The organism is Bacteroides sp. BFG-606 (genome assembly GCF_024788145.1).
Classification (GTDB): domain Bacteria; phylum Bacteroidota; class Bacteroidia; order Bacteroidales; family Bacteroidaceae; genus Bacteroides; species Bacteroides vicugnae.
Map to the genome: position 1 here is coordinate 4,958,870 of NZ_JANUIL010000001.1, position 24,815 is coordinate 4,983,684.

General features: G+C 45.8%; 10 protein-coding genes. 5 read left to right on the forward strand and 5 right to left on the reverse strand.

What is annotated here, in order from left to right:
• Positions 1 to 10 precede the first annotated feature (10 nt).
• The 3 genes from NXV01_RS19010 to NXV01_RS19020 form a co-directional block, all read right to left on the reverse strand.
• The gene (locus tag NXV01_RS19010) at positions 11 to 514 is read right to left on the reverse strand and encodes a hypothetical protein (RefSeq protein ID WP_032945466.1); all 504 of its coding nucleotides are present in this window, start codon (positions 512 to 514) and stop codon (positions 11 to 13) included.
• Between the two features lie 74 nt (positions 515 to 588).
• Positions 589 to 2,031: a hypothetical protein gene (locus NXV01_RS19015; RefSeq protein WP_005938229.1), complete on the reverse strand. Its 1,443-nt coding sequence runs from the start codon at positions 2,029 to 2,031 to the stop codon at positions 589 to 591.
• A 41-nt stretch (positions 2,032 to 2,072) separates the two neighbouring features.
• A complete protein-coding gene (locus NXV01_RS19020) occupies positions 2,073 to 2,864 on the reverse strand; it encodes a hypothetical protein (protein ID WP_032945463.1) in 792 nt (263 codons plus the stop codon).
• 120 nt (positions 2,865 to 2,984) lie between these two features.
• Here NXV01_RS19020 and NXV01_RS19025 point away from each other — a divergent pair, with 120 nt between their 5' ends.
• From NXV01_RS19025 to NXV01_RS19045, 5 genes are read left to right on the forward strand one after another with little or no spacing between them, the layout of a single operon-like run.
• Entirely contained in the window at positions 2,985 to 3,419 is a 435-nt protein-coding gene (locus NXV01_RS19025) for a hypothetical protein (protein WP_032945461.1), read from the forward strand.
• Entirely contained in the window at positions 3,380 to 3,898 is a 519-nt protein-coding gene (locus tag NXV01_RS19030; RefSeq protein ID WP_005938235.1) for a rhomboid family intramembrane serine protease, read from the forward strand. Before NXV01_RS19025 ends, NXV01_RS19030 begins: the two co-directional genes overlap by 40 nt.
• Entirely contained in the window at positions 3,888 to 5,984 is a 2,097-nt protein-coding gene (locus NXV01_RS19035; RefSeq protein WP_032945458.1) for a hypothetical protein, read from the forward strand. The genes NXV01_RS19030 and NXV01_RS19035 overlap by 11 nt, the downstream gene beginning before the upstream one ends.
• A gap of 24 nt (positions 5,985 to 6,008) precedes the next feature.
• Entirely contained in the window at positions 6,009 to 6,362 is a 354-nt protein-coding gene (locus tag NXV01_RS19040; protein ID WP_032945454.1) for a hypothetical protein, read from the forward strand.
• Positions 6,340 to 6,561: a hypothetical protein gene (locus tag NXV01_RS19045; RefSeq protein WP_032945452.1), complete on the forward strand. Its 222-nt coding sequence runs from the start codon at positions 6,340 to 6,342 to the stop codon at positions 6,559 to 6,561. Before NXV01_RS19040 ends, NXV01_RS19045 begins: the two co-directional genes overlap by 23 nt.
• Positions 6,562 to 6,598: 37 nt before the next feature.
• Here NXV01_RS19045 and NXV01_RS19050 read toward each other — a convergent pair whose 3' ends face one another.
• Together NXV01_RS19050 and NXV01_RS19055 are read right to left on the reverse strand one after the other, a co-directional pair.
• Positions 6,599 to 8,572, reverse strand: coding sequence for a hypothetical protein (locus NXV01_RS19050; protein WP_032945451.1), 1,974 nt, complete (start codon positions 8,570 to 8,572; stop codon positions 6,599 to 6,601).
• A 65-nt stretch (positions 8,573 to 8,637) separates the two neighbouring features.
• Positions 8,638 to 24,813, reverse strand: a complete 16,176-nt coding sequence (locus NXV01_RS19055) for an LPD38 domain-containing protein (protein ID WP_259023070.1) — start codon at positions 24,811 to 24,813, stop codon at positions 8,638 to 8,640.
• Between the last annotated feature and the right edge of the window lie 2 nt (positions 24,814 to 24,815).

Sequence of the window (24,815 nt, forward strand, 5' to 3'; positions counted from 1 at the left end):
GCCCTTATCTTTATTCCAGACCTTCAAACTCAATTCCGTTTGCTGCTGCCTGCTCCATGATTGCCTTGGTCGAGCGCATGGAAGTGCGGCTGATACCGAAAGTGTCTGCAAGGTAATCTTTTGCACTTGCAATGTCGCTTACTTTGACTTTGCGAGATGTCGTATTGTTATCCCCTGCGTCTTCTTGCGGCATTTCGTCCTGTCTGCCGGTTTCGTTGGCAGGCGTGTCTTCACCATTGTGCGTACTTTCGGCATGAAGTTTTTCAGATGAACCGTTTTTAGACGCTTTTCCGGCTGTTTCTACTGTCTCGGATTGCCCGTGCACAGAATGAAGTTTGAACAGTTTGCCAAACTTGTAATGGTTCTCTACAGACTTCTGTATGTCCTCGTTGTCGGTAGTGAATACACTGCTTCCGTTTGACAATGGAACGAATGCGATATGCAGGTTCTTCTTGCTCGGAAGTACCACATTAATACTGATATTGGTATTCGCCTTGTAGGTTTTCGTAATCATATTCTTAAAAGTAAAAAGGGGACGGGACACCTTATCCCATCCCCGGTAATTAATAATTCTTTATGAACTCTTTATTATGCCGCATTTAAATCTTGGGCGGGTGCTTTAGCCAGTCTCATACGTGCATGTGCCTTTGCATAGCGCAGATACAGGCAGCTCACCTCTTGGATAACTACCGCATCGGTACGGCGGATACCGGCCTTTTGCAAGTCGAGTACGTTACGTGCCCAAGACACATGTGTTTTTTTGGAAAGATATTCCGGATCCATTGCAAAGCCGCAATCACTCATTCCGTTTACATCGAACAGTTCATGATGTATGGTTAATACTTCTCCGAAATCAGTATCCCAAGATTTGAATTTCAAGTTCCATACCTCCACGGTATCTTTCAAGCGGAATTTTTCGCTCTTTATCTTGGAGAATGCAGAGAGCATATCACTTCCACAGAATAAAATCTTACGCTTGTTACCGATGCCGGTACCAACAAAAAGGTCTTTGGTAATATCCACAAGGTTTTCATCGGTAATTATGGCGCATTTCTTGTCAGTATCCCATTCGCCCACCTCGATGTCCTTTCCGGCCATCCACCAGATACCACCTGTAAACCAAGTGTTCATGCCGTCCTTTGCAATGTGCTTGATAACCTGCTTCACACCGAACAGATAAGTATTTTCCATTGCGAGGCGCATATCATATACACCGTCTTCTTCAATGTCTGAGAAATTCCAGTTCACTTCTTTGGCGGCAATCTTGTCAAAAGTTGATTGCTCTACCTGAATCATGAAGTTCTGACAATACTGGGTTTCAGGCATAGGGATATTATTGAATCGTCCTGTCTGAACATCCAATTCCCCACATGCTTTTCCCATGCGTACAAGCGTTGTTCCTTGTGGAATTTCCGGAACAAGAATCGGCTGTTTGCTTGAATCATCCATTTTGCCATTTACGGCATACACTGTAGGAAGATTTGTTGAGCTGTCCTTTCCGCACACACAAAGCACGAGGTCCGGAACGTTGCTGTCATCTTCCGTATATTTCGTTCCGTCCGGTTTGGTGATGGCGCTGACACCGACTACCCTAATGGTATCATCCAACGTGAACATATTCAAATCATCTACCGGCAACGACACGCTCGCACCGCTGAGCATAGCTTCCAGCTTTTTGTTGGTACTGCATTTGATTTCACGTGTACCCACGCTGTAATACTTCACTTCAAATGAATTGGTGGAGCTTGATTTTGCATAACGGCTGATTTGGTCAATTGGAGTAGCCATCGGACGGATTTTCACGATGCGTTTGTCCACATCACTCAAATAGAAATTTGGGTCGCCGGTTTCACGCCCTCCTGTTTCAGTGGAAATACCGTCTGTTCCACCCGTACCGTCCGCACCGGCTGTTGTTTTACCCGCATCAGGCAGGTTCGATGCTTCTGCCATCATGACACCGCTTGATGCACCCGTCACAAACGCCAATATCATCAGCGTAATGCGACAAAAGAAACTCATTGTTTTCTTCATTGCTCGAAATTTTAAAAGTTAAAAATGTAATTGGTTTATATTTATCTGTTTATCGCCTTGCGTTTTTCACCGCCACGCTCCCAAATGTTCTGTGTACCATCATAACGCCCGATTGCACCGAGGTCAGGCATCTGCCGTGAACCGCCACTGCCGCCACCGTTTTTACCGGCAAGGTCGGCTGTACCGTCATTTTTGCCTGCTTTGCGTAGTTTTTCTTCAATCTTGCTGTTGCGCCCCTTTACTTCACCCTCGTGTCCGGCAGCTTCCACATCGCTGTCGTGCCTGATTGCTTTTATGGCCATTTCTATACTTTCACGTGTAAACTTACCCATGATTCCGTCACGTACAATGCCTACAAGGAAATCCATTGCGCTGTCGATGTCCTCATCCGGCAGTCCTTCTTCCTGTTGCATGGTTTCAAGGGTGGTCAGGGTTTCGTCGAGGTTCTTCTGATACTCTCCCTCGTACTCTTTCTCTTGGGCGATTCGTTCCGCAAATTCCTTGTTGGCGGCTGCAAGTGCCTCCTGCTTTTCGGGGTCTTCAAGTGCGGCCTTGAAATCATCCCCGAATTTGCGCACCATACCGATGATAGGGTCTTCGCCTTTTCTCCAGTCAGTAAGGAAAGCGGCACTTTGCGGGTTGCTTGCAAACAGGTCGGACAGTGCTTTTTCACGTTCCTTGTAACCGGACAATTCCTTGTCGTAACCATCGTAATCGTCATTGATTTGACCGAATAACGCTTCATCATCGGCAAATTCTCTGTCCGGATACTTTGCTTTCAATCGCTCTGTGTATCGCTCGCGATTGCTCTTAACTTCCGTATTATTAGGCATAATTCAAAAATTTAATTTATAGTCAGATTCTACAAGACAAAAATAGGCAGGGAAAGCAGGATGTCATGTTTATCTTTTTACGCTCCTATTGGTAACTTTGGTACTATAACGGGAAGAAAAATGAAGCATAAAGGAGCAGTTATGGAATACTCTATGGAGCGTATGAACGACTTGATGAGAGCATACGATGAATACATTTCATCGTGTGATTATATCCGTATGCCTGAAGTGTATAAAGTAATTGTAAACATGCCGTCCCGGAGGTTTTGGGTCAGCGATATTCGTGCAGCATTGGTCGTTTCCGCCATGATGAGGGGTGAGAACGATTTAAGCGGTATGTGGCCGTTGAAGAAAGAAATGTATGAGGAGATTCATACAAGGGTTGTCGCTCTCAAATCAGAATACCCGGAACTTACCATTTCTGAACTGTGTGCTAAAGTGATTGCTCAACCCGCACCGAAATTCTACCTCACGCCGGGTAGTGCCAAGATGATGATATGCAAGGCTAAAAAACGATGGATGCAAGAAAAGTTGAGAAGATTACGGCTCTCCTGATTTCTGCCATGATTGTGTGTTTGTCATTTTCAGGAGAATGGGATTGGCAAACTGTCGGCATTTACGCTGGAAGTAATATGCCAGGACGCTTGCTGTATCCGTTTTTCCATACGAATATGTTTCATGCCTTGCTCAATTCATGGTGTTTATTATCGATTATTTTCATTTACGATATTGGGATAGGAAGATTGCTGTCAGCCTATATGATTGCCGTTACAGTTCCAGTTGATACCCTTGGATATTTCACGACAATGGATTCGCCAACGGTAGGATTGTCCGGATTGGTTTTCGCCCTGTTTGGTTCAATATCGTTTGAGGTATTACGTAAACGGTATTATCAGTTATGGATGCTGTTTTACCTTGTGGCAGGCTTCCTGTTTCCGGGCATAAATGCCGTATTGCATCTTTGGTGTTATGTATTGGGACTCATCATGGCTCTGCTAAACAAGCCTGTTAAAATCATGCACCATGAAAGATAAGGCCATCAAGGACATATTGACAGAGAATGAACGCCGCAATGCGATTGTATATGCAAAGTTCAATCCAATTACCGGAGAAGGTTCTGTCGGTAAACGTGTAAAGTGTACCATCAGTGACTTTCCTATACATACCCAGTGGTTACCGGAACGTATCATGAAAGTACCGCTTGTACGCCAACTCATCGAAGCCGGTTCTATTTCCAAATTCCTCACGGACTACATGGGTGTGGAAGACAATCAGGATGATCGCTTGAAGGTCATAGAGCAGTTTGTACGAATACGCAGCCGCGAGGATTTTCCGTTTTGGGCGGCAACATTTGTCTATATCAAGGCCAAAGGCGGTGGTGAGGATGTCCTGTTTCGTCTGACAAGACCTCAACGGCGTTTTGTGGATCGGCTTGAGAAATTGCGTATTGCAGGGAAACCGATACGCATCATCCTGCTTAAAGCACGGCAATGGGGTGGTTCCACCACTTCACAGCTTTATATGGCATGGTTGCAGTTGCTTCACAAAACCGGCTTAAACTCACTTATCATTGCACATCAGGGCGCAGGCTCCGATGAAATCAAGGATATGTTCGACCGGATGATTAAAAGTTATCCTGTCGAAATGCTCTATAAAATTGATGAAGCCTACAATGAGAACGAGCCGAAGATTGTAGGAGTGGGAAAATCGGGAAGTATATCGCGCATTCCGCAGCGTAACTGCAAAATCAAGATTGGTACGGCTGAACGCCCGGATTCGTGTCGTGGCGGTGATTACAATCTTGTACATCTCTCCGAAGTGGGAATATGGAAGGCTACGGAGGGAAAGAAACCGGAAGACATTGTGCGCTCCGCCTGTTCGGGTATTCTCCTCAAGCCCTACACCATGATTGTTTATGAAAGCACAGCAAATGGCACCGGGAACTTCTTTCATCGCGAATATACTGCCGCAAAAGAAGGGAAATCCCAGTTCGAGGCAATGTTCGTTTCATGGTTCGACATCGAGCAATATACACTCGCTTTTGATTCGGACAATGAAAAATGGGATTTTGCAGAATGGCTTTATCAGAATCGGGACAATGAAAATACAGATTCCGAACGTGAGGAATGCGGTAAGTATCTTTGGTCGCTGTGGGAAAAAGGTGCTACGCTCGAAGCTATCCATTGGTACATAGCCGAACGCAGGAAGTACAATGACCATGGGCAGATGGCTGCCGAATTTCCGTCTGATGATGTGGAAGCCTTCGTACATTCGGGAGCACGTGTGTTCGACAAATACAAGGTCGATGCAATGCGCAAGACCTGCAAGAAGCCTAAATATGTCGGTGAAGTCTGTGCCGATGCGGATGAGGGCAAGAACGCTTTGCAGAACTTGCGTTTTGTGAAAGACAAACAGGGATTGTTGCATATTTGGGAGTTGCCGGAAACAGATGAAAAGGAAGTTGTTACAAATCGTTACCTCACGATTGTCGATGTGGGTGGACGTTCCAATAAAGCAGACTTCTCTGTTGTTCTTGTGCTTGACCGTCTGTTTATGATTGATGGTGGCAAGCCTGTCGTAGTGGCACAATGGTACGGACATTGCGACATCGACCAGCTTGCATGGAAAGCGGCACAAATAGCGGCTTTTTATGACAATTCACTCTTGGTGATAGAAAGCAACACCTTGGAAACGCATGACAAGGAGCGGCAGGTAGATGGCGACCAGTCACAGTTCATCCTTAATCAAATCAAAGAGATTTACCCTAATCTCTATGCACGTGGTCAGTCCGAAGAAGCCGTACGCGAGGGATTGCCTACCAAATACGGCTTCCATACCAATGTCTCAACCAAACCGATGATTATATCAACCTTAGTCAAGGTTATTCGTGAGAATTTATACACGGAACGTGACGAACGTTGTCTGGACGAATATTTGTGTTACGAGAAAAAACCGAACGGAGCTTTCGGAGCGATTACCGGTAAACATGATGACTTGCTAATGACAAGAGCCATAGGCTTGCATATATGTTTCTTTGAAATGGAAATTCCAAAGATTGTGCTTCGTATCGGACGATTTGTTGTCAAAAAGAAAAAAGCTGTTTCAGCAGCTACAATATAAGTTTAACTATAAAAACAAGGAACAATGAACATTTTCAGAAAAATCAGAGCTTCGCTTCGTTTACGTGAAGCAGTCAGACAGGCAGACGAAAAACACAAAGAAACTGGAGAACGTTACTACGTTATGCCTGCCGGTGGGAAAAAAGGTCAACTTATCATTATGGATAGAAAGAATTTCCGTAAGTTGAAACAGAAAGGCTACATCAATCATAATACGTTTGTGGGCGACCTTGAACGCGAATGCTTCTACTGCACGACTTATGGAAACGGTTCAGCTATGCTTCCTTCTGCTGTTATTGCATTGAAACGAAAACAGTATTTCTCATGGCTTGATTCATTTTCAAATCCCAAAGAGAATGGGAAAGTACGGAAATATTGATGGCATTGCCACACTTACCAGTGACCCGCTCGCACTTGACAATATCAACAAGTTTAACATCGGAGACCGGGTGATGTGCAATGATAATGGGAAAAGCGGTACTGTATTAGATATAGATACTGATAAATACGGTTGTACCGTTCGTTTTGATGATACTGAAGGAACATGGATTGAATGCGACCAATTATCCAAAGAATAAAGAAAGGGGCATATCTGTGATGATGTGCCCCTTTGGTTTAAGTTCTCATTGCATTATGTAACTGATTTACTGCATCTATATTTGCACCTTGTTCGACCTGTTGAAGCAATTGAGGAGAAAGACCGTCGGGCACTTTGCCCTGCTCCAACTGTTCCTTCTGTGATTTGATACTTTGCAACAATTCATCTGCAAACGGGAAATCTCCATGCTCAAGCAGCTGCTCTACACTGATTGCCTGAGACTGGTACAACTGCATAAGCATATCGTTAGCAAGATGCCTGTATGCCGGTGTTGAAGTGCTTTCGGTAATGCTTAAATCAAATTCTACATCACGTATTTTCTTCGGGTCATATTCGATTTGTGCACCACTCTTACCTGCAATATTGAATACACGTTTGCTATCATAAAACTGCTGCATATTCTTCACATCCTTATATGCTCCGTCCACTACAAAACAACTGAAGCATTCAAGCAGGTCGAGCAATGACTTCGTGGCGTTTTCTGTCTGTTGGTTATAGTGCGATGCACTTTCACCGGAATACCCGGGCTTTCCTTGTAATGCGCCCGTAACTCCCGATATATCTTCAAAAAATTTGAGTTGCATGTTAAGCAGTTCCGCAATGCCTATATTTGTGGAATTATTGGCCACCTGTTCCGGCACTTTTCCGCTTTTGCTCGGCTTGTATACGATGACACCGTTAAATTCCGTCCAGCTCTCTGCAATATCGTCAATGCTCACACCATCAGGCAAGCAGTCTTCGGGCATCATCAGCACGCCTTTGGCACTCGCACGCATTATCCAGTCATAGAGAGTTATCAATCGGTTGGTATATCGCTGTTGGTCGATTACATCAGCAACGAATGAATGGATTTCACCATCAATGAACGGATATGCCTTGAAAACATATGGATGGCTTCCATGCTCGTAAGGCGTTTCCCCCTCCCTCAATATGTCGCCAAAAGGAGAAAGGTAATAGAAATACCAATAATCGTCCACAAACCAAGTAGCTTTTATCAACGGAACCTCATCTTCCGGCATACCGGCTTCCTTGGCCATACGCATACGTTCTTCATTTTCAGTAAGCACCACTTGTGCGTAATCTTCTTCGTCTATTTTGAAAATATCGCCGTTTTGGTAGTCATGGCAACGGTATCTCGGTTTTTGCTCCTTGCGCCATATCTCTATCACACGACATCGTCCCGGCTCGCTTGTGAATAGAAAATCGTAGTTTTCCAAGCGGCTATACCCGAAACGCTCCGCGTATGTGGTTATGTAATCTTTCCTTGCCGCCCACTTGTAAATGTCACGCAATTGTCTGTATTCCTGCGGACTTGATGCGAACTGTTCACACAACTGTCCGAAAGAAATGTCGTGAACTTCTCCAAGCACGGAAACATCCCAACCTCTGAAATCTCTCATGTTGTTGTCGATAAAGAAATTATTGGGTTGTACATAGTCCGTCCAACAATCCTCTTTTCCATTACGCCAACCGTACGATTTACGGTGAACGATAAAACCGCTTATCAGGAACTCTTCCATAGTTCGGGCATATACATCGTTCATTCGGTTAAGCTGCATGTTGCATTGAAGTATCGTACTCATCGTTTCACCAAGTTTCTGTTCATCCCGATCACGTGCGGTACAAGTCGGTTCTTTACTTTGGCTTCGATACACGCCAAGCACGCTTCGCACAAGCCTACGGATAAGGTTGTTTTTCAAAGGCACGTTGCCTTGACTTTTAATGTATTCTTCCTCGCTCATGGATTTTCCGTCCACACAAATCATATCGTCCCATTGGAAACCATAGGTATAGCGTTTGTTTCGCTCCCGGTCTTTCCGAAAGTCGTCCATCTGGCTCCAATAGTATTGTGCTTCCATAAGAATGTCAAATGCCCTGCGGTCACCATAACGTTTTGCAGAAACAACAGTATCTATCTCGGCGGCATCATTTCTTCCCGGAGCTATACGGCTCATTGGCAGCAATTTTCTTTCGCTTTTATTTACATGCATATTTTTATCATTTTAATGATTGCTCGGAACAAATATACTGCTCCGGGCAATCATCCTATGTTTAACTATTTACGGGTTTTGTTCATTTCTTCTATCATTTCCTTTTTGAGTTCGTTCAACTCGGCTTCAATATCCTTGCGTTCCTCGTCACTGATTGCTTCTTTTAATTCATTGTAGAGGTCGTCAATGTCTTCACGGTAATCCTCGAAGATTTCGTAACGCTCGTATTCGGGTGAATTGTAAAGGAAATCAATCTTTTCCGCATAGTCAAATATGTCGTTGTCGGTATCTTCTTCATAGTGCTTCAATCGGGATTTCAACCGGTCATGCTCCTCTTTCAATCGGAAATACTCATTGTTCACAGCCCTGTACTCGGTGCGTTCGTCCCCGGCTTTGACCAGCCTGTTTGCCAACAAGAAGCTGCGAGGGTCGTACTCACGGTTGCCTGTAACGGTTTCTACCATCTTGCTCAACTTGTCGATTGTTCCGAACACGCCACCGAAATAACCGTTCAGCATATATTCAATCTTTGCCGGATTAAAGTCAATCGTTCCTTTTGTATATGGGTCTCCACCCGTAGCTTCATTCATGGCATTGGCCAATCCGACAATGTATTTATTGGCACTCTTATACGCCTTTGTCCATTCGGGCATATCTTTGTTGTAAGGTGTGTCTTTATAAAGTGGCATACCCGTCCAACTCTTTTCTGCAACGTAGGCTTCCCACAAGGGTTTGTAGGCACTCGGTACAAAGGCATTCAATCCTCCGCCGCCCTCCAAGAAATCAATAGGTAATATCTGTGTAGCCTGTCCTGTTATGGCTTCGGCAATTTCTCCGTCTGTAAGATGTTCCTTTCCGTTAAGGACGGAAATCATCAGTTCGCCCATACCGTAAACAGCCCTGTATTCTACCGGAAGAGGAATTGATACCCAACTGTTTCCTGCCCTGAAAAGAATATTGCTGCGCCTTACATATTCGGGAAGATTATAGTATGCGTTCTTGTCATCATCGTCATCATCATCGCCACCCAAGTAGGCAACAATGGCACCAAGAAGGAACATCGCCGCAATACCTGTAAAAGCTTTGGCAGGATGGCGTTTCATCTGTCGTCCAAAGTTTGCCGTACCTTGAATGGCTGCATTCCAAAACACATAGCCGCTACGACCAAGTCCCGATACCAATGCACTGGCATTACCAGCCTTTGTCTGCCCTGTACTGTCATAGAATTTTGCTCCGCTGCCTTTCTTGTTGAAGTTTACGCTTATCTCCTTTGCATCATAGATGGCTCTGTCAATGCTCCGGCCCATTTCGCGTGATGTCATGAAAGCGGCAAAACGGGCGCAGTTCTCAACGGCTCGGTTGTACTCATCGAAACGTCCGCCCAACAAGTCCCATGCTTTTTTTACAGGAATCTTGCCGTTTGATTTTTTCAGTTCCCTGCGTATGTCGTTCTTATGTTGTTCAATGTCCCGGATATTGGCATAGCCTGTTTCTCCTCCGTTCATCATGAACTGATGAAACATCGCTTCCGTCTTGTTACTCATGTCAAGTGTCCCTTTGCGGTGCTTTGCCAAGAGTTGCTTTATCCTTACAGGATTGGCATACATATAATTGCGATGAAAACGAAGTGCGTAGTTCGGGCTTTCCCTTATCCAAGTCATGGTGTTGGTGTATAGCATATCTCGCATGAAGTTCGATACGATGAAGTCCGGGTTGCGTGTGGTATAGAACGCACTCAACTGTCGGTTGATGTTTTCACCGGCACGGAGAATGGCCCCGATTGCCCCCGACATATCGTTGTCGGGATTTGTCTGTCCGTTCAATGCTTGTGCCGCACGTGGATTGCCGTTTATGGTAATCACATAGTCCCTGCCGCCACGCTTCACTACAATTTGGTGCTGCCTCATATCCCGGCTTTCCACAATACGGTAAGGAATATTCACGGTATCTTTGCCATGCTTGTACCGGTCAGGATATTGCTGTGCCAATGACTCCATTTTAGTTTCAAAGTCCAGCATCTTCCGTTCCACCACTTCGGGAGTATCTGTACTGTCTATGTTGTCAGGAAACACTGGCTTCCATTCGTCGGCCACCGTATCGTATTCTACCCAAATGTCGCTCACACTGACAAGGTCGCTCGGATGGTTGAGGGCGAAATTAAGGAAACGCTGTTTTACCAATTTGTTCCGGTTGCCCTGCATGATAGCACCTTCTGCCATTGATTGCAGGTTGGCAAACGGGTCATCCGCTTTCGACCTGCGTCCTTCCGCTTTCTTGATAGGAGCATTGAATGCACTTTGCTTGTGCGTCAGATATGCGTATGCTTCAGAACTGGTCTTTTCGTCAAAACCACGTAGCGGAATGTAAAAATCATACATATCTGAAATTTTATCAAAGGTCGCTTTACTCATCATGCCACATTCGTATGACTTTGAAAGTATTGCTTTGCTCGCGGCATTGACTTTTTTCCAAAGGTCGGTAGTGTCGTGTGCCTGTTCGTAATCGTTAACCATTATCTGTGCTTCCGTTTCGGCATCAGCAACATTATCCATACCTGTAAGGGCTGTAAGTCCGGCATAGTCGGTTTGGTCTGCATCGGTTGCTCCGTTATTGATTGCTTCATTACGCATATATGTATTGCGTTCAAGGCCGTGTTTCGCCATCATGTAATCAGTCAATTCCTCACGCTCTGCCTCAGTCCTGGCAAGTTTGGCAACCTCATCAAGCATGGGCTTGAACAGGGTGTGGGCAAACGCATCGGCTTCGGCTTTGTTCACACTTGACAGACGGTTTTCTCCCAAGTATGCGTTTTCAAATCCGTCCACATCCTCAATGTTTGTTTCCTTGCCAAGGATTGCAGTCATGGCTTCTTTCAAGCCGAGCATACTGTCCTGTAATGCTTCCTGTGATTGGAACATACCGCTTTTTACACGCCTTTCATAACGGTCACGAGCCAACTCCCTTTCATGTATTTCCGGGTCACCGGTACGGTATAGTGCATCATCACTTTCTGCAACAGTCTGATGATGTGGGTCGGAAACCGCATAATTTCCGACTTTCAGTTCATACTGCTTTGCCACATCAGCGGCTTCTCCCAATATGTTTCTGTATCTGCCCGGTTCCGCAAGGTTCTCGTAACTGCGCCACAAGATGTAGCGAAGTTCGTTGTCCGATAGAGTAACCCCTCTGAAATCCTCAAAGCCTATCTTATGAAGCATATTCAAGAAGAAATCCTTTATCTGTTGCCACCAACTTGCGTTGATGTTCTCAAATTCAGTATCTTCTGCAAGCGAAGCAAGATATTCTTCGGTAGCCTTATGGAAATCCCAACCGTTTTTTGCAGCCATATCTACAATGCGTCTGCGTATGTTCTCATCGGCATTGTTGAATACATTATCAAGGAATGTATCAAAATGTTCTCCGAACAACTGGCGCAAACCATAGTGCGCCACAGCCTCATGCAGCAGTGTCTGTTCAACATCAAACGTACTTGTATGGTTGGGAATAACAATGGTTATCTTCCCTGTACTCTTCGAGTAGAAGCCTTTTGCACGCTGCTTCTTTCCATCCAAGACGGAAGCATCAGTAACAACCTCCACATTGTCAAGATGCAGTTTCTCTGCAAGGCTTTCCACACGTTCTGCCATTCTTTGGCGTTCACGCCGTGCAAATTCCCTCCGCTGCTTTGCCGTTCTCCTTGACTGACCGAGCAGCTTTGCCACTGGGTCATTCTCATAACTGACTTCATCATCGTTATATGCACCAATGCCGTTACGTTGGAGAATATCAGTTGTGTCATCCTTTACTTTTACGCCTAATTTGGCAAGTTCCTTGACAACTTCTATTATGCGCTCCTCGGGAATATCCGCACGCAACTTTCCTCGGTAAGGGTAGAAGTTTCCACCTGCGGCACGAAGCAAGGTTTTGTTCTCGTAGTAAACCGCACCGTCTTTCTTTGTCTTTGGAACAGTGAGGTAGAACATCTTTGCCCAACTGTTACCCATAATCTCGACCTTTCCATCGTGGCTTGTTATAGGAGTATAGTCTTTTATCTGTTGTAAACGACTGCTCAATGGAGCACCGCTCGTTTTCAGCATAGAAGCATTCCATTTGTCGGGCATTAAGATACCATCGTGAACATTACCGTCAATGTCTGTATAACTAATGAGTTGTCCAGGATAGCCTCCGTATTCATCTTGTGTATCGGCTATAGCCTGCAAGATATTACCTGTCATAATGAAACCTGTCTTTCGTGTCTCACTTGGTATCTGACTATCCCAATTATCAAGTGTGGTGGCACGTGCAGCATCCCAATTATCATTGGTTACCTTGTCAATGCTTCGCAACGCATCAATCTGTGAAAGTTTAATTTCAATACGTCTGCGACCGTCAAGGGTAGCAAATACCGCAAGTGTTGTTGAGGCTGTAATCTTGCTATCCTTTGTTTTGTAGCCACAGAAGATAGCAGAAGTAGCAAAGTCGAAAATCATTGACTCAAGGTTATCGGGCACAAGATAAGACTTGCCAACTTCAAACATTCTCAAGCGGCGCATCATCTGGTCGCTGTTCGTGTTGAGTCGCAAGATGTTGTCCTTATGCTTTGCCTCTACCTTTTCATTGGTCTCTGCGATAAAGTTATCTATGGCAACACGCTTTTCTTCATCGCTGCGTTTCTTCTGACCATTGATTTTTTCTGTCTGCTTGGCTATGTCGTCAATGGCTTTTGCCTTTGATTTCTCGTAGCGTTCATCTTCTGCAGCAATTCTAACTTCGTCCTCCTTGCGGATAGTTTCAATAACATTGTCAAGATAGGTATTCGGCTCAACACCCTTGTTTATCTGTTCTATTACCTTGCGTATCTCATCCGCTTTCATCGGCTTTCTCAACACATCCATTTCCACCTTTTCAACAAATGAATTGCGAGCAAATGGATTGTTTCCATCAGGGTCTATGCCCTCAGAAGATATGCGTTTCTCGATAGTCGTTGCGCGGAGTGGCATTACAGTAATCTTTAAGTCGTTACTGCCGGTATCATTGAGATATTTAATCAATTCGTTATAACGCCTTACGACATCATCGTAAAACTCCTCCTGCTCTTTTGTTGCCAATAGAGCGACATAACCTGTAATCTTGCGTGCATCATCTTCTTGCGGTTTGTAATCTTCAAGTTCGCTTGCCTGCACACGACCACCTCCGAGTCCTCCCTTTTTCAAAGGAGTACCCATTTTCTCGTATATATCTACATTATCACGAAGATACTCAACAACAACTTGACTACCATACTTGTTGAGTAAATCCGGTGCTTCCACATCATTACTTTCACTATCCTGTGAGGTCGTGGTATTAGCGTTCAACGATTTCAGTTTGGTGGAAAGCATCATCAGGAAACGGTTCTCGGCGGGTACAGGCAAACCGAGGTTGATGTAATAACCTCTATGCACCTGTCCTGTACGGTCTATACGTCCTATCATCTGCATATAGTCGTTAATATCGCTCAGCGGCTGTGCTATAATCATAGAACGCTGACGTTGGTCGCTGAATTTCTCTGAAGCGTGCAAACTGATACCTGTTGATGCAGACTTGTTGAGGATGAGGACATCAAGAACACCACTGTTGAACTCTCTCTGCATTTTCTTTTTGTCTTTGTCAGTTCTACGCTTGACAACGACACGTCCGTCATCGTTGCGCTCAACATACATATTACGTCCTGTCAATTCACCTACTTTGTATCCTTTCTTGTTCAGACGCTCGATAATGGCATCAAGTGGACTGATAAAGATATCGCTTGTGCTTTCACGAATGAAATCCTGCAACTCATAATATGCTTTTTCTCCTGCCGGACCTAATGCCTGTGGAGAATATCGCTCGTGGCGTTCGTTACCGTCCTCATCTTTGACGGTGTACTGCATAACGGTGTCAAGTCCTTTCAGTAGGCTTGCACTGAATGTTGGCTCATCAATGATTTCTCCTGCGGCATAGTCCTTAATACTGCTCTCCATTGTGCTTTCCAACGCAATAACAGGGTGGCGACCTGCATTGATTTCGCCTTCCACTTCATCTGCAATAGCATTGACTTTGAGGGCAAGCATAAGCTGCTTGGTGTAGTTGTAGGTCTTGCTTGCAAATGGCACGTTCTCAACGCCCATTTTATCTGTGCCTCGCTTCACACCTGCGCTCTCTGCCATAACAGCAAGTTCCATATCCAATGCTTCAATCATCGGCTTTACGTAGTCCTCTTGGAATTTGATAATGGCATTGAATGCTGCTATGGTACGGTCGTAATTCTCTCTTGCACGTCTAACAGTTTCGGGGTCAGTGATTGTTTTCCAATCGGTAACAACATCGCTCATATCTCGCTCTCTGCGTACCATTTGCCCTGCATTAGTCAATTCACGACTCATAATCTCTTGCAGAGTTACACCGCCTTTCTCAATGATACTAATCATCTTATCCGGATCAACCTTTGCTTGGCTCATCGCTGTACGAATTGCATACAAAGGCATTGTGTCGGGACGCTTTGCGAACGTAGCACTTGCAAATGTGGCGGCTTTCGCTCCACGAAGAATACTTTGCAGATAGGCACCTGTATTGCTCGAACCTGCCGCCGTATGACTTTCATCAAGGAACAGATAGTTATCCTTTGCAATGGCACGTAAGAATGTGGCTTTCGGGGTAGCCTTGCCATTCTTCACGTTCTTGCTTTTCTTGGTGCGTGCGCCACTCTTTTTGGCAGCTTCCTCCATTTCTTGCTGACTGACAACATCGCCAGTGTTTACCTGCGAATAGGTGAGTACAGCGAAGTCATATTCTTCGGGCAATGCTCCCGATGCAAAGACTTTTGCCATTTCTGCGGAAGATAGAGGTTTGTGTACTGTATTACCTTTGCTATCAACCATAGCACCGTCAGAGTTGAATATAAACGGCACGAGGTCTCCACTTCCAACATCTACCAAGTCTCGGTAAATATCGGAGAACAAGTCTGCTTTCTGTGTGATGAATACAGGTTTCTCACCTCGTTGCACTGCCCAACGAATAAGTGCTGCCATTTGGCGCCCCTTACCAACACCAGTTTGGTCGCCTATAATAAGGGCTTGTTCCTGTTTCATCTGATAGATTGCCATAGCGACACTGTCCATCTGCTCGGCGGCAAGTGCTTGATACGTTTCAGCAATGGTATCATATCCGAGTTCTGTCTTGACAAATTCATCTATGCTGCCGTGCTGTGCTTCAATTTGAGAAAGCACTTTATCCATTGCCTCGACCATAGCTGCGGGGGCAACGCTTTCAAGTCTGAATGCTGTATTATGAGGACGATAAGGAAGTTTTTCTTCAGTCAAATCTCTTTTCTTGGGTTTTCCTTTTAATCCCAGTCCGATTCGTTGAACGTCCACTCCATCCACTGGCTGAGGCTCATTTCCCACAGTTCGTTGTTCAAGTCCTCTTCCGTCAGTTGAAGGCTTTCCAATGGTATCAGTTCCTCTCCCGGTCTCGCCAACTGTATCATTCTGTCCACGTTTTCCCAATACAGGTCGTTGGCCGCTCTCAGAGTTTCCCTCCAATCCGGTTCTTCCTCTCCGTTCTGTTTGGCTTCCACTCTCATCATCCGCCTCAGATTGTCTATTATGTCCTGCTCCGTCAGTTTCCCCGGATGCGTTGTCAGCGACAGACAGATGTCGCCCTCCTTGGCTACGTAATACTTCTGTTCCATTTGTCTTTTCATTAAAATTCAATACTTCGTTAATAATCTCGTACAGGTCGTCAAAACTTTCAGCCTTGCGGATTGCTTTGTTCTCCACAGGAGGGTATACGGCAGTCTGCGCCCGTTCCTCATTGGTTCTGCGGCCATCTATCAGTATCATACGAGTGGGGAATGTTGTACCTTGCTTCGCATACAGTCCACCGCCCATGTCAATAACGCCTTTCACGTTATAGTGGTCATATAAGTAGGTGAAAAATGGTTTCATGCTCTTTATAGCACCATTGTTCGCATACTCCATATTTCCACCGATGATGATAGCGGCTCTGCCGTCATCTTTCATGCTTGAAAGAGCGTTCAATGTTATTTGCGGGTCAAGTCCCGGTATCTTCTTTCCATCATACTCAACTGCCTCACGCTTTCCGAATGGGGAATTGGCGATAACAACATCATAACGCACATCGCCATCGAATGGCTCTGTCGCATCCTGCTGTGTTACTTGTGCAAATCCCTGTTCACGTAGGTTGTCCAGTCGTGTTTTGTCAAGTTCATTTACATGAACCTGTCCGACTGGAATAGTGAAAACTAACATCCCATTACCCGCAGTTGGTTCTAACACGCTTCCGTCTGCTTTGTCAGCCATTGCAAATCGGCCGGCAATCCAAGCCATAGGAAGAGGCGTGGAGTACTGCTGCATCTTTATACGGTTGCTGCTTCGTGCCGAAATGGTTGGTTGCATTTCATAAAGTTTGCAGATTAAATCGTATGATTCTCTGCTAGCACTTCCTTTACGTTCAATAACCTCACGTGCAGCTCTGACCAATCCGTCCTCAACAAGTTCCTGCAACAAAATATCAGTTCTTCCATCATTATCTACCTCCATTCCCAACTCACTTGCACGCTTGCGTAGGTCTAAAATGCTTCTGTATGGCTTTGTCCCATTGTCAAGAGCCGCAAGCATATCAGCCTTTACTGTCATTGCAAATTGGCGATGCAGTTCTGCATCAGCCTTGTCATTTTCAGTAAGTAAATCACCAAATAACCCACCTGTTTGATTCCGTGAATTTACTGCTTTTTTCTCATTCTTCTTACGTGCAGGGCGACTTTTTTTGATACGTTCCTGTGCAATCTCTGCCTCTTGCTCCACCTCGGTCTCTCTTGTTACGGTTTCGGCGGTAGCAAGCGCATCAATACTTTTCTTATCGAAATTCGCCACATCGAATTGTTGTACCTCATCGTATGGAGTCATGTCTGCATCCAGTCCGTTCTCTGCCACCTCCGGCAAATCTCTCGCACCATTGTAAAATGCTTTAAGGTAAGGGCGTATGGCATCGCCCAAGTCTGCAATCATGGCCGTTGCATACTCGGCAAACTTACGTGAACCTTTCTCCAAATGGTAAACAGCCATCTCTGTTCCAATGGCAAGAATCTCAGGGTCTATACCTATATTCATTTGACCGAGCAACTTCTTACGCATACGCTCACGAAGTTCTGCATAACGCTCATCAGTAACAAGACGGTTACCACTCGCTTCAGTCTTTTTCTGCGAATTGTCTTGTTGTTGCTCACTCCGCATATCGTTGATAAGAGTTCGGACTTCATTAGCAAACTTATCTGCACTATCTTTAGTCAGGAAAATAATATTTCCTTCATGATAAACGTCTCCACCACGCTTCTCTCCTAAATCCATCACAGCCTGTTTTTCCGCATCAATCATCTTCATCAAAGTACGAACAGAATATCTGTTATCCATTTCCTTGTCAACAACGAAATCTGTCCTTTTGTCACGAATTTCATCCTTTGCCTTGCGATCAAGTTCTCGGGTCTTAATTTTATTTTCGAGCGAAATGCCAACTGCATCCAAAACTTCTTGCATACCGTTCTGAGGATTGCGAAGAATGTCTAACATTTCCTCTGGACTGTTGGTTGTCTGACGAAAACGTGCATCACCAATAGGTATGGAACCGCTCACATCATCACGACTTAATGTAGTTTCCCCTGTTTCTTTATCAACAAAAACAGAGTATTGCCATATAGGAGTATATTCCTGCCTTTCCTCCTGCTTCGTGGCTTTCTGTTGTTGAGGTTCTGAAAACTGCACATTGCCGTCATTTACTTCTGACAAATCAGACAAAGACAAAGGTGGTTGTGATTGTGCATCGGTTGCATATTCTGCCAAGCGTTCAGCATCTTCCTTGCTCCGCATCATGAAGCCTTGCTTTTCCTTGTCCCACCAGCCTTTCAGTTGTTTGGCAAACATTGTGGTGTGCTTCCGAACAGTATCTCTTAATTCATTATTGAACTCCACAAGGTGCATATCCAACACCTTACCTCTTTTGGTGGTGTACTGTGCCGGAGTAATGGTGTATGCAGCATCAGTCGGTGTTGTCGTTTCTTCATTGGAATTGCTTTGTTCTAACTTCCGCTGTTCAGCAAAGAGGTCGTTTATTTCGGAAATAATGCGGGCTTCCTCAAATATATCACTCTGAACATGTGCGGCTTCTTGTTCCTTGTGCAGTTCTTCAATGCGTGACTTGATTTCAGAAAGTCTGTCGACTTGTGTACCTGAACTCTGTTCTTCAACACTTTTGACTGACTTGTATTCTGCAAACGCTTTTGTCTTCCGGTGGCTACTATCTATCCATTTCTCGAAATCCTCCAAGTTTACGGCAGTTACCACTGTCTTGTGATTATTTGCCCAGTCGCTGTCATAATTCGCGAAGTAAGCTGCCTCGGCATCGTCAGTCTCATTGAAACCAAGCATTACCTTATGCTCATCAAAGCTGCCGTCCTCATTATACTGGTCCACCACGAACACCCTGCGTCCGTTCCACCCGTCAATATCATCAGAGAGGAACACGTCTATGTGGTCTCCATCCACGCCCTCCGTGCCACGAATGTAGCCGTAGGTGTTCTGCATGATCGTTTCCCACTTGTTGCCCTCTGTGTCTATTCCACTACGAACGGATCCTTTCGGGTTCTCAATGGTGATATTGAATGTACCAACCTGCACATGACCTTTCTTATAATTGCCAGCTTCTTTCTGTTTCTCCGTAGGAGTAGTATCGGTTTCTTTCTCTGCCACTGCAACAGCATTGGCTAAAGACAAAGATGCATCAATATAATTAAGAACATCCAATAAGTCTCCGAATGTTTGACCGTCATACTCATAAGCGCTACCTATATAATTACCTTTCGTATCAGGTGCATCAACTTTTATAACTTTATGAGTACCATCAACAATAATTGTCTGTTTATAAGTATCGCCATACTTTCCGCTTTCAATCCAATCATCTTCTTGAACTTCAATACGTCTTGCTATTTTTGCACTAAGTTGATTGTCAGTATCATCAGAAGACAGCATTTCTTCTTGTGATAAAGAAGATTCTATTTCGCTTTGTCCACCAATGCTTTCAGTTCTTCCTGTATCATCAGTTGTCCCATTTCCGTTCTCAACTCGTTCTCTTGGCGCAAGAGTTCCATTGCTTCCTTGCTGCCCTCGTTGGCTTGTTGCAGTATCGCCAACCAATACATTGCTTCGTTGTTGTCCATTGTAATCTAAATTTAATGCTTCTTTAATAGCCTGTACGAGCGTCCGAGGGGTATTGTCCGGTTGTTCGAACAGAGTTTCTTCCTGTGTGCCTTGTATAAGGTCATAAATCTTGCCGAATGTATTTTGAATGAAGCTTTGGCTTTCACCTTTATACATTGCGGCCAAATGCAGGACAAAGTTACTGAAATTATCAGCAGGGAGATAACTTTCCCCAGTGACATCATCCATTTGATACTGGCGTTTCCAACTTTCTACGGCAGTACGTGCTTCCTTGAAGTTCTTTGCCTCTACAAACATTTTATCTTGGGACAAAGCATAGTAAGCACGAACGGAATTCTGTATCTCATCTACCATTCGTTCACTGTTCGGACTATCATAATCACGAAAAGCAGTGGCAAGAATAGCCTTTTGTGCTTTTACCGGCAATACGTTGAACATTTCCTCCAACCGTGTACTACCGTCCTTGAAAATGCTTTGATACATGATACCACGCAAATCATTCTTGGATTCGGGAGTCAAGTTACCCTTGCTATCAAACGCACTCTTGTATTGTGTGGGACTGATGAAACCTCTTTGGCTCATCCATTTTAGGACACTTGCACCGTTGGCATCCACAAGCCCGGCAAACGACACTTCATCGTCCGAGGCTCTGAGTAACAGGTTGGCAAACGAACGTACTTCGATTCCCATACGCTGTAAGGCATTTTTCGGTTTGATTCGTTCCACACCTCCGCTTTCGGTGTCCTGTGCTACGTATTGTCCCAGAGGAATAGCCGTAGCATCGTCCACATGAAGCATATTTACCAGCACCGGACTTTGTAGGGCAGCAATATCTTCAGCACGCAAACCAAACTCTTCCGCATGGTCTTTCAGGTATTGCCTATATGCTTCGGCCTGTTCCGGATGGCTTTCCCACATCAGACGCAAGGCATCACTGCGGTTGTTTCCCTGTATAACTTCACCACGTTCGTTTACGGTCGGCGCACCGGTGTAAGCGGTAATACTCGATGTGATTTCTTCCGGACGAATGTTCCCGGCGATTTTCCGTGCAGACAATACGCTCGCTTCGTCATTTCGTTCCTTGGGTTGCGCTTCATCAATAAAATGCAGAGGATTACGCACACCTTGGATATGGCTCGGTTGCAACAACGATGCGTCAATCACGGCCACATGACCGGGAGCCAGCACATCATTGCTGAACTTCACGTTCACCTCTTTACCTTGTACGGTCTGCAATGGTTCTTGCCTGTCAATCTTATGGCCGTTCACACGTCTGTACCCCCTTGCGCGGGCATCCTGCGGTGTATCATCCACCATGTCGGGAACTCCGTTAAGGGCTTCACGCTCGACGCGTTCGGCTTCCTCACGCTCTGCACGCAGCTTTTCTTCTTCCGCTTTGCGTAGGGCGGCAGCTTCATCAGCCATTCGTTTGCGTTCCGCATCCGCTGCCATTCTTCTACGGTTGGCAGTACCGGCTATCTTCTGCCAAGCGAGCAAATCCTGTTTGGCTGCATCAATCGCCGCTTTGCGTTCTTTCTCGGAAGCAATCTTTTCGGCAATGGAGTTGCCACCTTTCGATTTGGCTTTCTCCAACTTCTTCAAGGCTTCTTCCTTGTCGGCAACCATTCCATCGGCTACGGTCTGTGCCATATCCTCATCACCCTCAGTCTGCTCCACAATGGCATCCCAAGCTGTGTCGCTGTCGGCCTGCTCATATAGTGGATTTCCCTGCTCATCCTTTGGTATTCTCTGCATGGCAGGAATATTTTGAGGGGCATTGTTATCATTTTCGGGAATATTTTCCGCACCATTGTTGCTCTCATTTTCGGCAGGATGTTCAAATGCCACTCCGTTATGCTCCAACAGCATATTGTCAAGTTCATCACGAGTGAACAGGTTCACACGTTTTCCGTTGATAGGAGCTTCGGTAAATACCTCATACTTGCCGTCCGCATCGGCATCTGCTGTGATATTGCCACGGACGGTAACGCCGTTCTCATCGGTAAGCGAAACAATGTCATTGAGGGCGTATTGTGGTCTTTCAGCCTCTTGCATTTCCTGTTTCCGTTCGGCATTCTCAATGGTTCTCTGCTGCTCGAACTGCGCCACACGTGCCAAGTTTGCCGCATCAGCCTGTTGCTGTATGGTTTCTTTTGCCAACGGGAAGATATTCACGCCGTCCGATACGTTAACTGTGCCGTCCCCATTATCCACAATACCGTCTTCGTTGGCTACAATCTGAACCTGTATCTGTGCGTCATCTCCTGTAATGGTGTATGTATCGCCGGGGTTGAATGTAACCACACCGTCAATCTTGTCGGATGCTTCCTGTGCGAACTGTTGAATGATAGCCTCCTCCGCTGTCATTTTCTCATCGGACGGGTTCAACGGCTCATCAATGTTCAATACGGCATCGGGCGACACCTGTTCAAGTGCGCCTGTTTCCGCATCACGCACAATGATACTGCCGTCCGAAGCCCGGTTGTCAATGCCGCTGCCGTCTGCATACTGCACAAGGTTTCCACCCACCACATACACACGGCGGTCGTCCTGCTTCATCGTAGCCCCCTGTATCATGCCGGAGGTGCGGTTGGTGCGTGCGTCAACCATTGCGTTGCTTTGCTCCACACGTGCGTCTATATCATCACGCACACGCTGAATCATGCCGTCATATACCTGTTTGGCATTGAGGTAGTCAATAACCGTTTCCAACTCGCTTTCTCCCCAAAGGCCATTGTTCCGCATTTCCTCCAATGCATTCATAGGATGTATATCCAAAAAGCCAAGCGTGTTTTCATCCACTATGGCAGAAACCCTCTGCCGCTGGTAGTCACGCATATTCTTGGCATCGGTCATTTCCTGTGGGTCTGCGAGGTTGTAACCGTCAATGTAGCTTTCATTCATTGACTGCACATCCTCGTCCTGTTCGCCGCCCCGCTTCTGTGCGAGAGTACCGAGGTTAAAGCCCCTCATCATCAACGAACGCTCCATATAGGTAAGTATTGCGGCTCTCTCATCGTCCGAGAAATCCTTGTCGTTCACGATACCCTCTGCCACACTTCCAATGTCATCGTTGGTCGTAAGGTCTATTGTCGCCCTTAACGGCTCCCATATTTCTTTGCCAAGCAATTCTGTTGCACGGGCATCTGCCTTGTTTACTCCGTGCTTCATTGAAGCATACTGTACTCCCGACAAAGTAGCCTTACCTGCACCCATCAATCCCATAGAAAGAGCCATGCCGCCCCAAATGTCGCCATGGAATTGTCCTGTCGCAAGCAAATTGGTACGTGTGCCGTCCGGGTTCTGCTGATAAGCATCGTCGAGATTGAGCATGGTGCGCCACAATTGCCCATAGTATTCTTCCGTTACCTCTCCGAAATAGTCGCTCACACCCATTTTGTTGAATAACTGATGTGTCTGTCCCATGATACCGTCCAACGCACCTGCATCAGTCTTTGAAAGTACTGCACCGATACGCTTTGCACCCACCACATTGGCGAGTTTGCTCATATTTCCAAGAGTAACTACAGGGTCAAGGTGCGAACCGAACATTTCCGAATAGTTTTCAACGATGGCATTGGCTTCTCCTTGCCAAATGGCATTTCCCCAAGTCTTGTCGTTGGAAAAATCATAGTTTCCGTTCTCATCGACAACCACATCACCGAGTTTCCTGTCAATGATGTCGGCCGTGGTTTTCCCAGCCTGTACAGTGTTGGTCATCAGCGGAGCACGGAGAAGCAGGTCATCAGCGGTTGTTCCGAGAGCCTTGATAGTCCAGTTGGTGGCATACTGCCCCAAGCCTTTCACGCCGTTGTCCTTCACGTATGTCTTGAAGCCCTGTTTGGCCATTTGCTCTACCGTTTCTTTGCCAACCACCTTTGTGGCGGCTTTCGTTCCGGCTTTGGAAAGAACATTGATACCTTTGAATCCACCGCCTGTAATGCCAAAGTCAAGCATGAATGCAGGCATGTGGCCGGTCATCATACCGGCTCTGTTCCAAAAGCCGGCGTTCCCGCCATACATCTGCTCCGCCTGTCCTTTGTTGTAGAGTGCGCCCATCATTTCATTGTAGGCTTCACGTTCTCCCTCTGTGGCATTCTCACCTTTCAGGTCATCGGCGTTCATCATGGTCAATGCGTCACGCATATCGCTCATGCCGAAATCCCAAGTGCGGAAATCTCCTGCCACACGACCGAAACCACGCCAAAAGCCAACATCGATGCCTTGCTCACGGTCTTTCTGCTCTTCAAGGTCTTTGATAAGTTCCTCCGTTTGACGAATGGCGACATCCAAGGTACTGTTTTCCTTGTCGCTCATCTGACGAGGAACATAGGTATCTGCTGCAAGTAAGAATCCAAGAGGAGCTGTATTCTTTTTTGTATCTTCTTCCCATTGCTCATGCACTCTCTTGGCACTTGCCTCTCTTTTCTCTTGCAGCTCTGCAAGTTTCAGCATTGCACGGCGCAACTGTCCGTTTACAGACATATCAGCCGCCTGTCGGTATCTGAAACTCTCCATGTCGGCAAGTCCCTTGCTGGTGTATCGGTTGCCGAGAGGGGTAATGTAGGTTTTCTCCAGTTTTCCGCTCTCCGGGTTGAACTGCATTTTCCCCTCTGCGGTCTGTCCGCCGCCCAACGGTGCGTTTTCGTGATACTCACGCATGGTTTCCATACGCTCGTTGAAGCCGTCTATCATTTGCTCCGTGCGGCGTTTCATCTGTCCTATATTTGCACTGAAGCGTATTTTATCCTGTTCCGTCAACGGCATTTCTTCTGCTGAAGGAGTTACAGGAGTTTCAGGTGTAGAGTCCAGGGCAGATTGTTCGGGCTGTTGTTGCTCCGACATGAAAGTCCTGTAGTCTGCCGACTTTACACGATATTTCTTCCCCTCACGCTCCATGATTGTAGAAGCATCGGGAAAGTCTTTCATAAAACTGTCAATGTGTTCATCACGCACATTGTATTTCTTTCCGTTGTATTCAAATATTGGCATAG

Coding starts and splice junctions, on each gene's coding strand:
- NXV01_RS19010 (WP_032945466.1), bottom strand. CDS start 514: ATGATTACGAAAACCTACAAGGCGAATACCAATATCAGTATTAATGTG.
- NXV01_RS19015 (WP_005938229.1), bottom strand. CDS start 2,031: ATGAAGAAAACAATGAGTTTCTTTTGTCGCATTACGCTGATGATATTG.
- NXV01_RS19020 (WP_032945463.1), bottom strand. CDS start 2,864: ATGCCTAATAATACGGAAGTTAAGAGCAATCGCGAGCGATACACAGAG.
- NXV01_RS19025 (WP_032945461.1), top strand. CDS start 2,985: ATGAAGCATAAAGGAGCAGTTATGGAATACTCTATGGAGCGTATGAAC.
- NXV01_RS19030 (WP_005938235.1), top strand. CDS start 3,380: ATGGATGCAAGAAAAGTTGAGAAGATTACGGCTCTCCTGATTTCTGCC.
- NXV01_RS19035 (WP_032945458.1), top strand. CDS start 3,888: ATGAAAGATAAGGCCATCAAGGACATATTGACAGAGAATGAACGCCGC.
- NXV01_RS19040 (WP_032945454.1), top strand. CDS start 6,009: ATGAACATTTTCAGAAAAATCAGAGCTTCGCTTCGTTTACGTGAAGCA.
- NXV01_RS19045 (WP_032945452.1), top strand. CDS start 6,340: ATGGGAAAGTACGGAAATATTGATGGCATTGCCACACTTACCAGTGAC.
- NXV01_RS19050 (WP_032945451.1), bottom strand. CDS start 8,572: ATGCATGTAAATAAAAGCGAAAGAAAATTGCTGCCAATGAGCCGTATA.
- NXV01_RS19055 (WP_259023070.1), bottom strand. CDS start 24,813: ATGCCAATATTTGAATACAACGGAAAGAAATACAATGTGCGTGATGAA.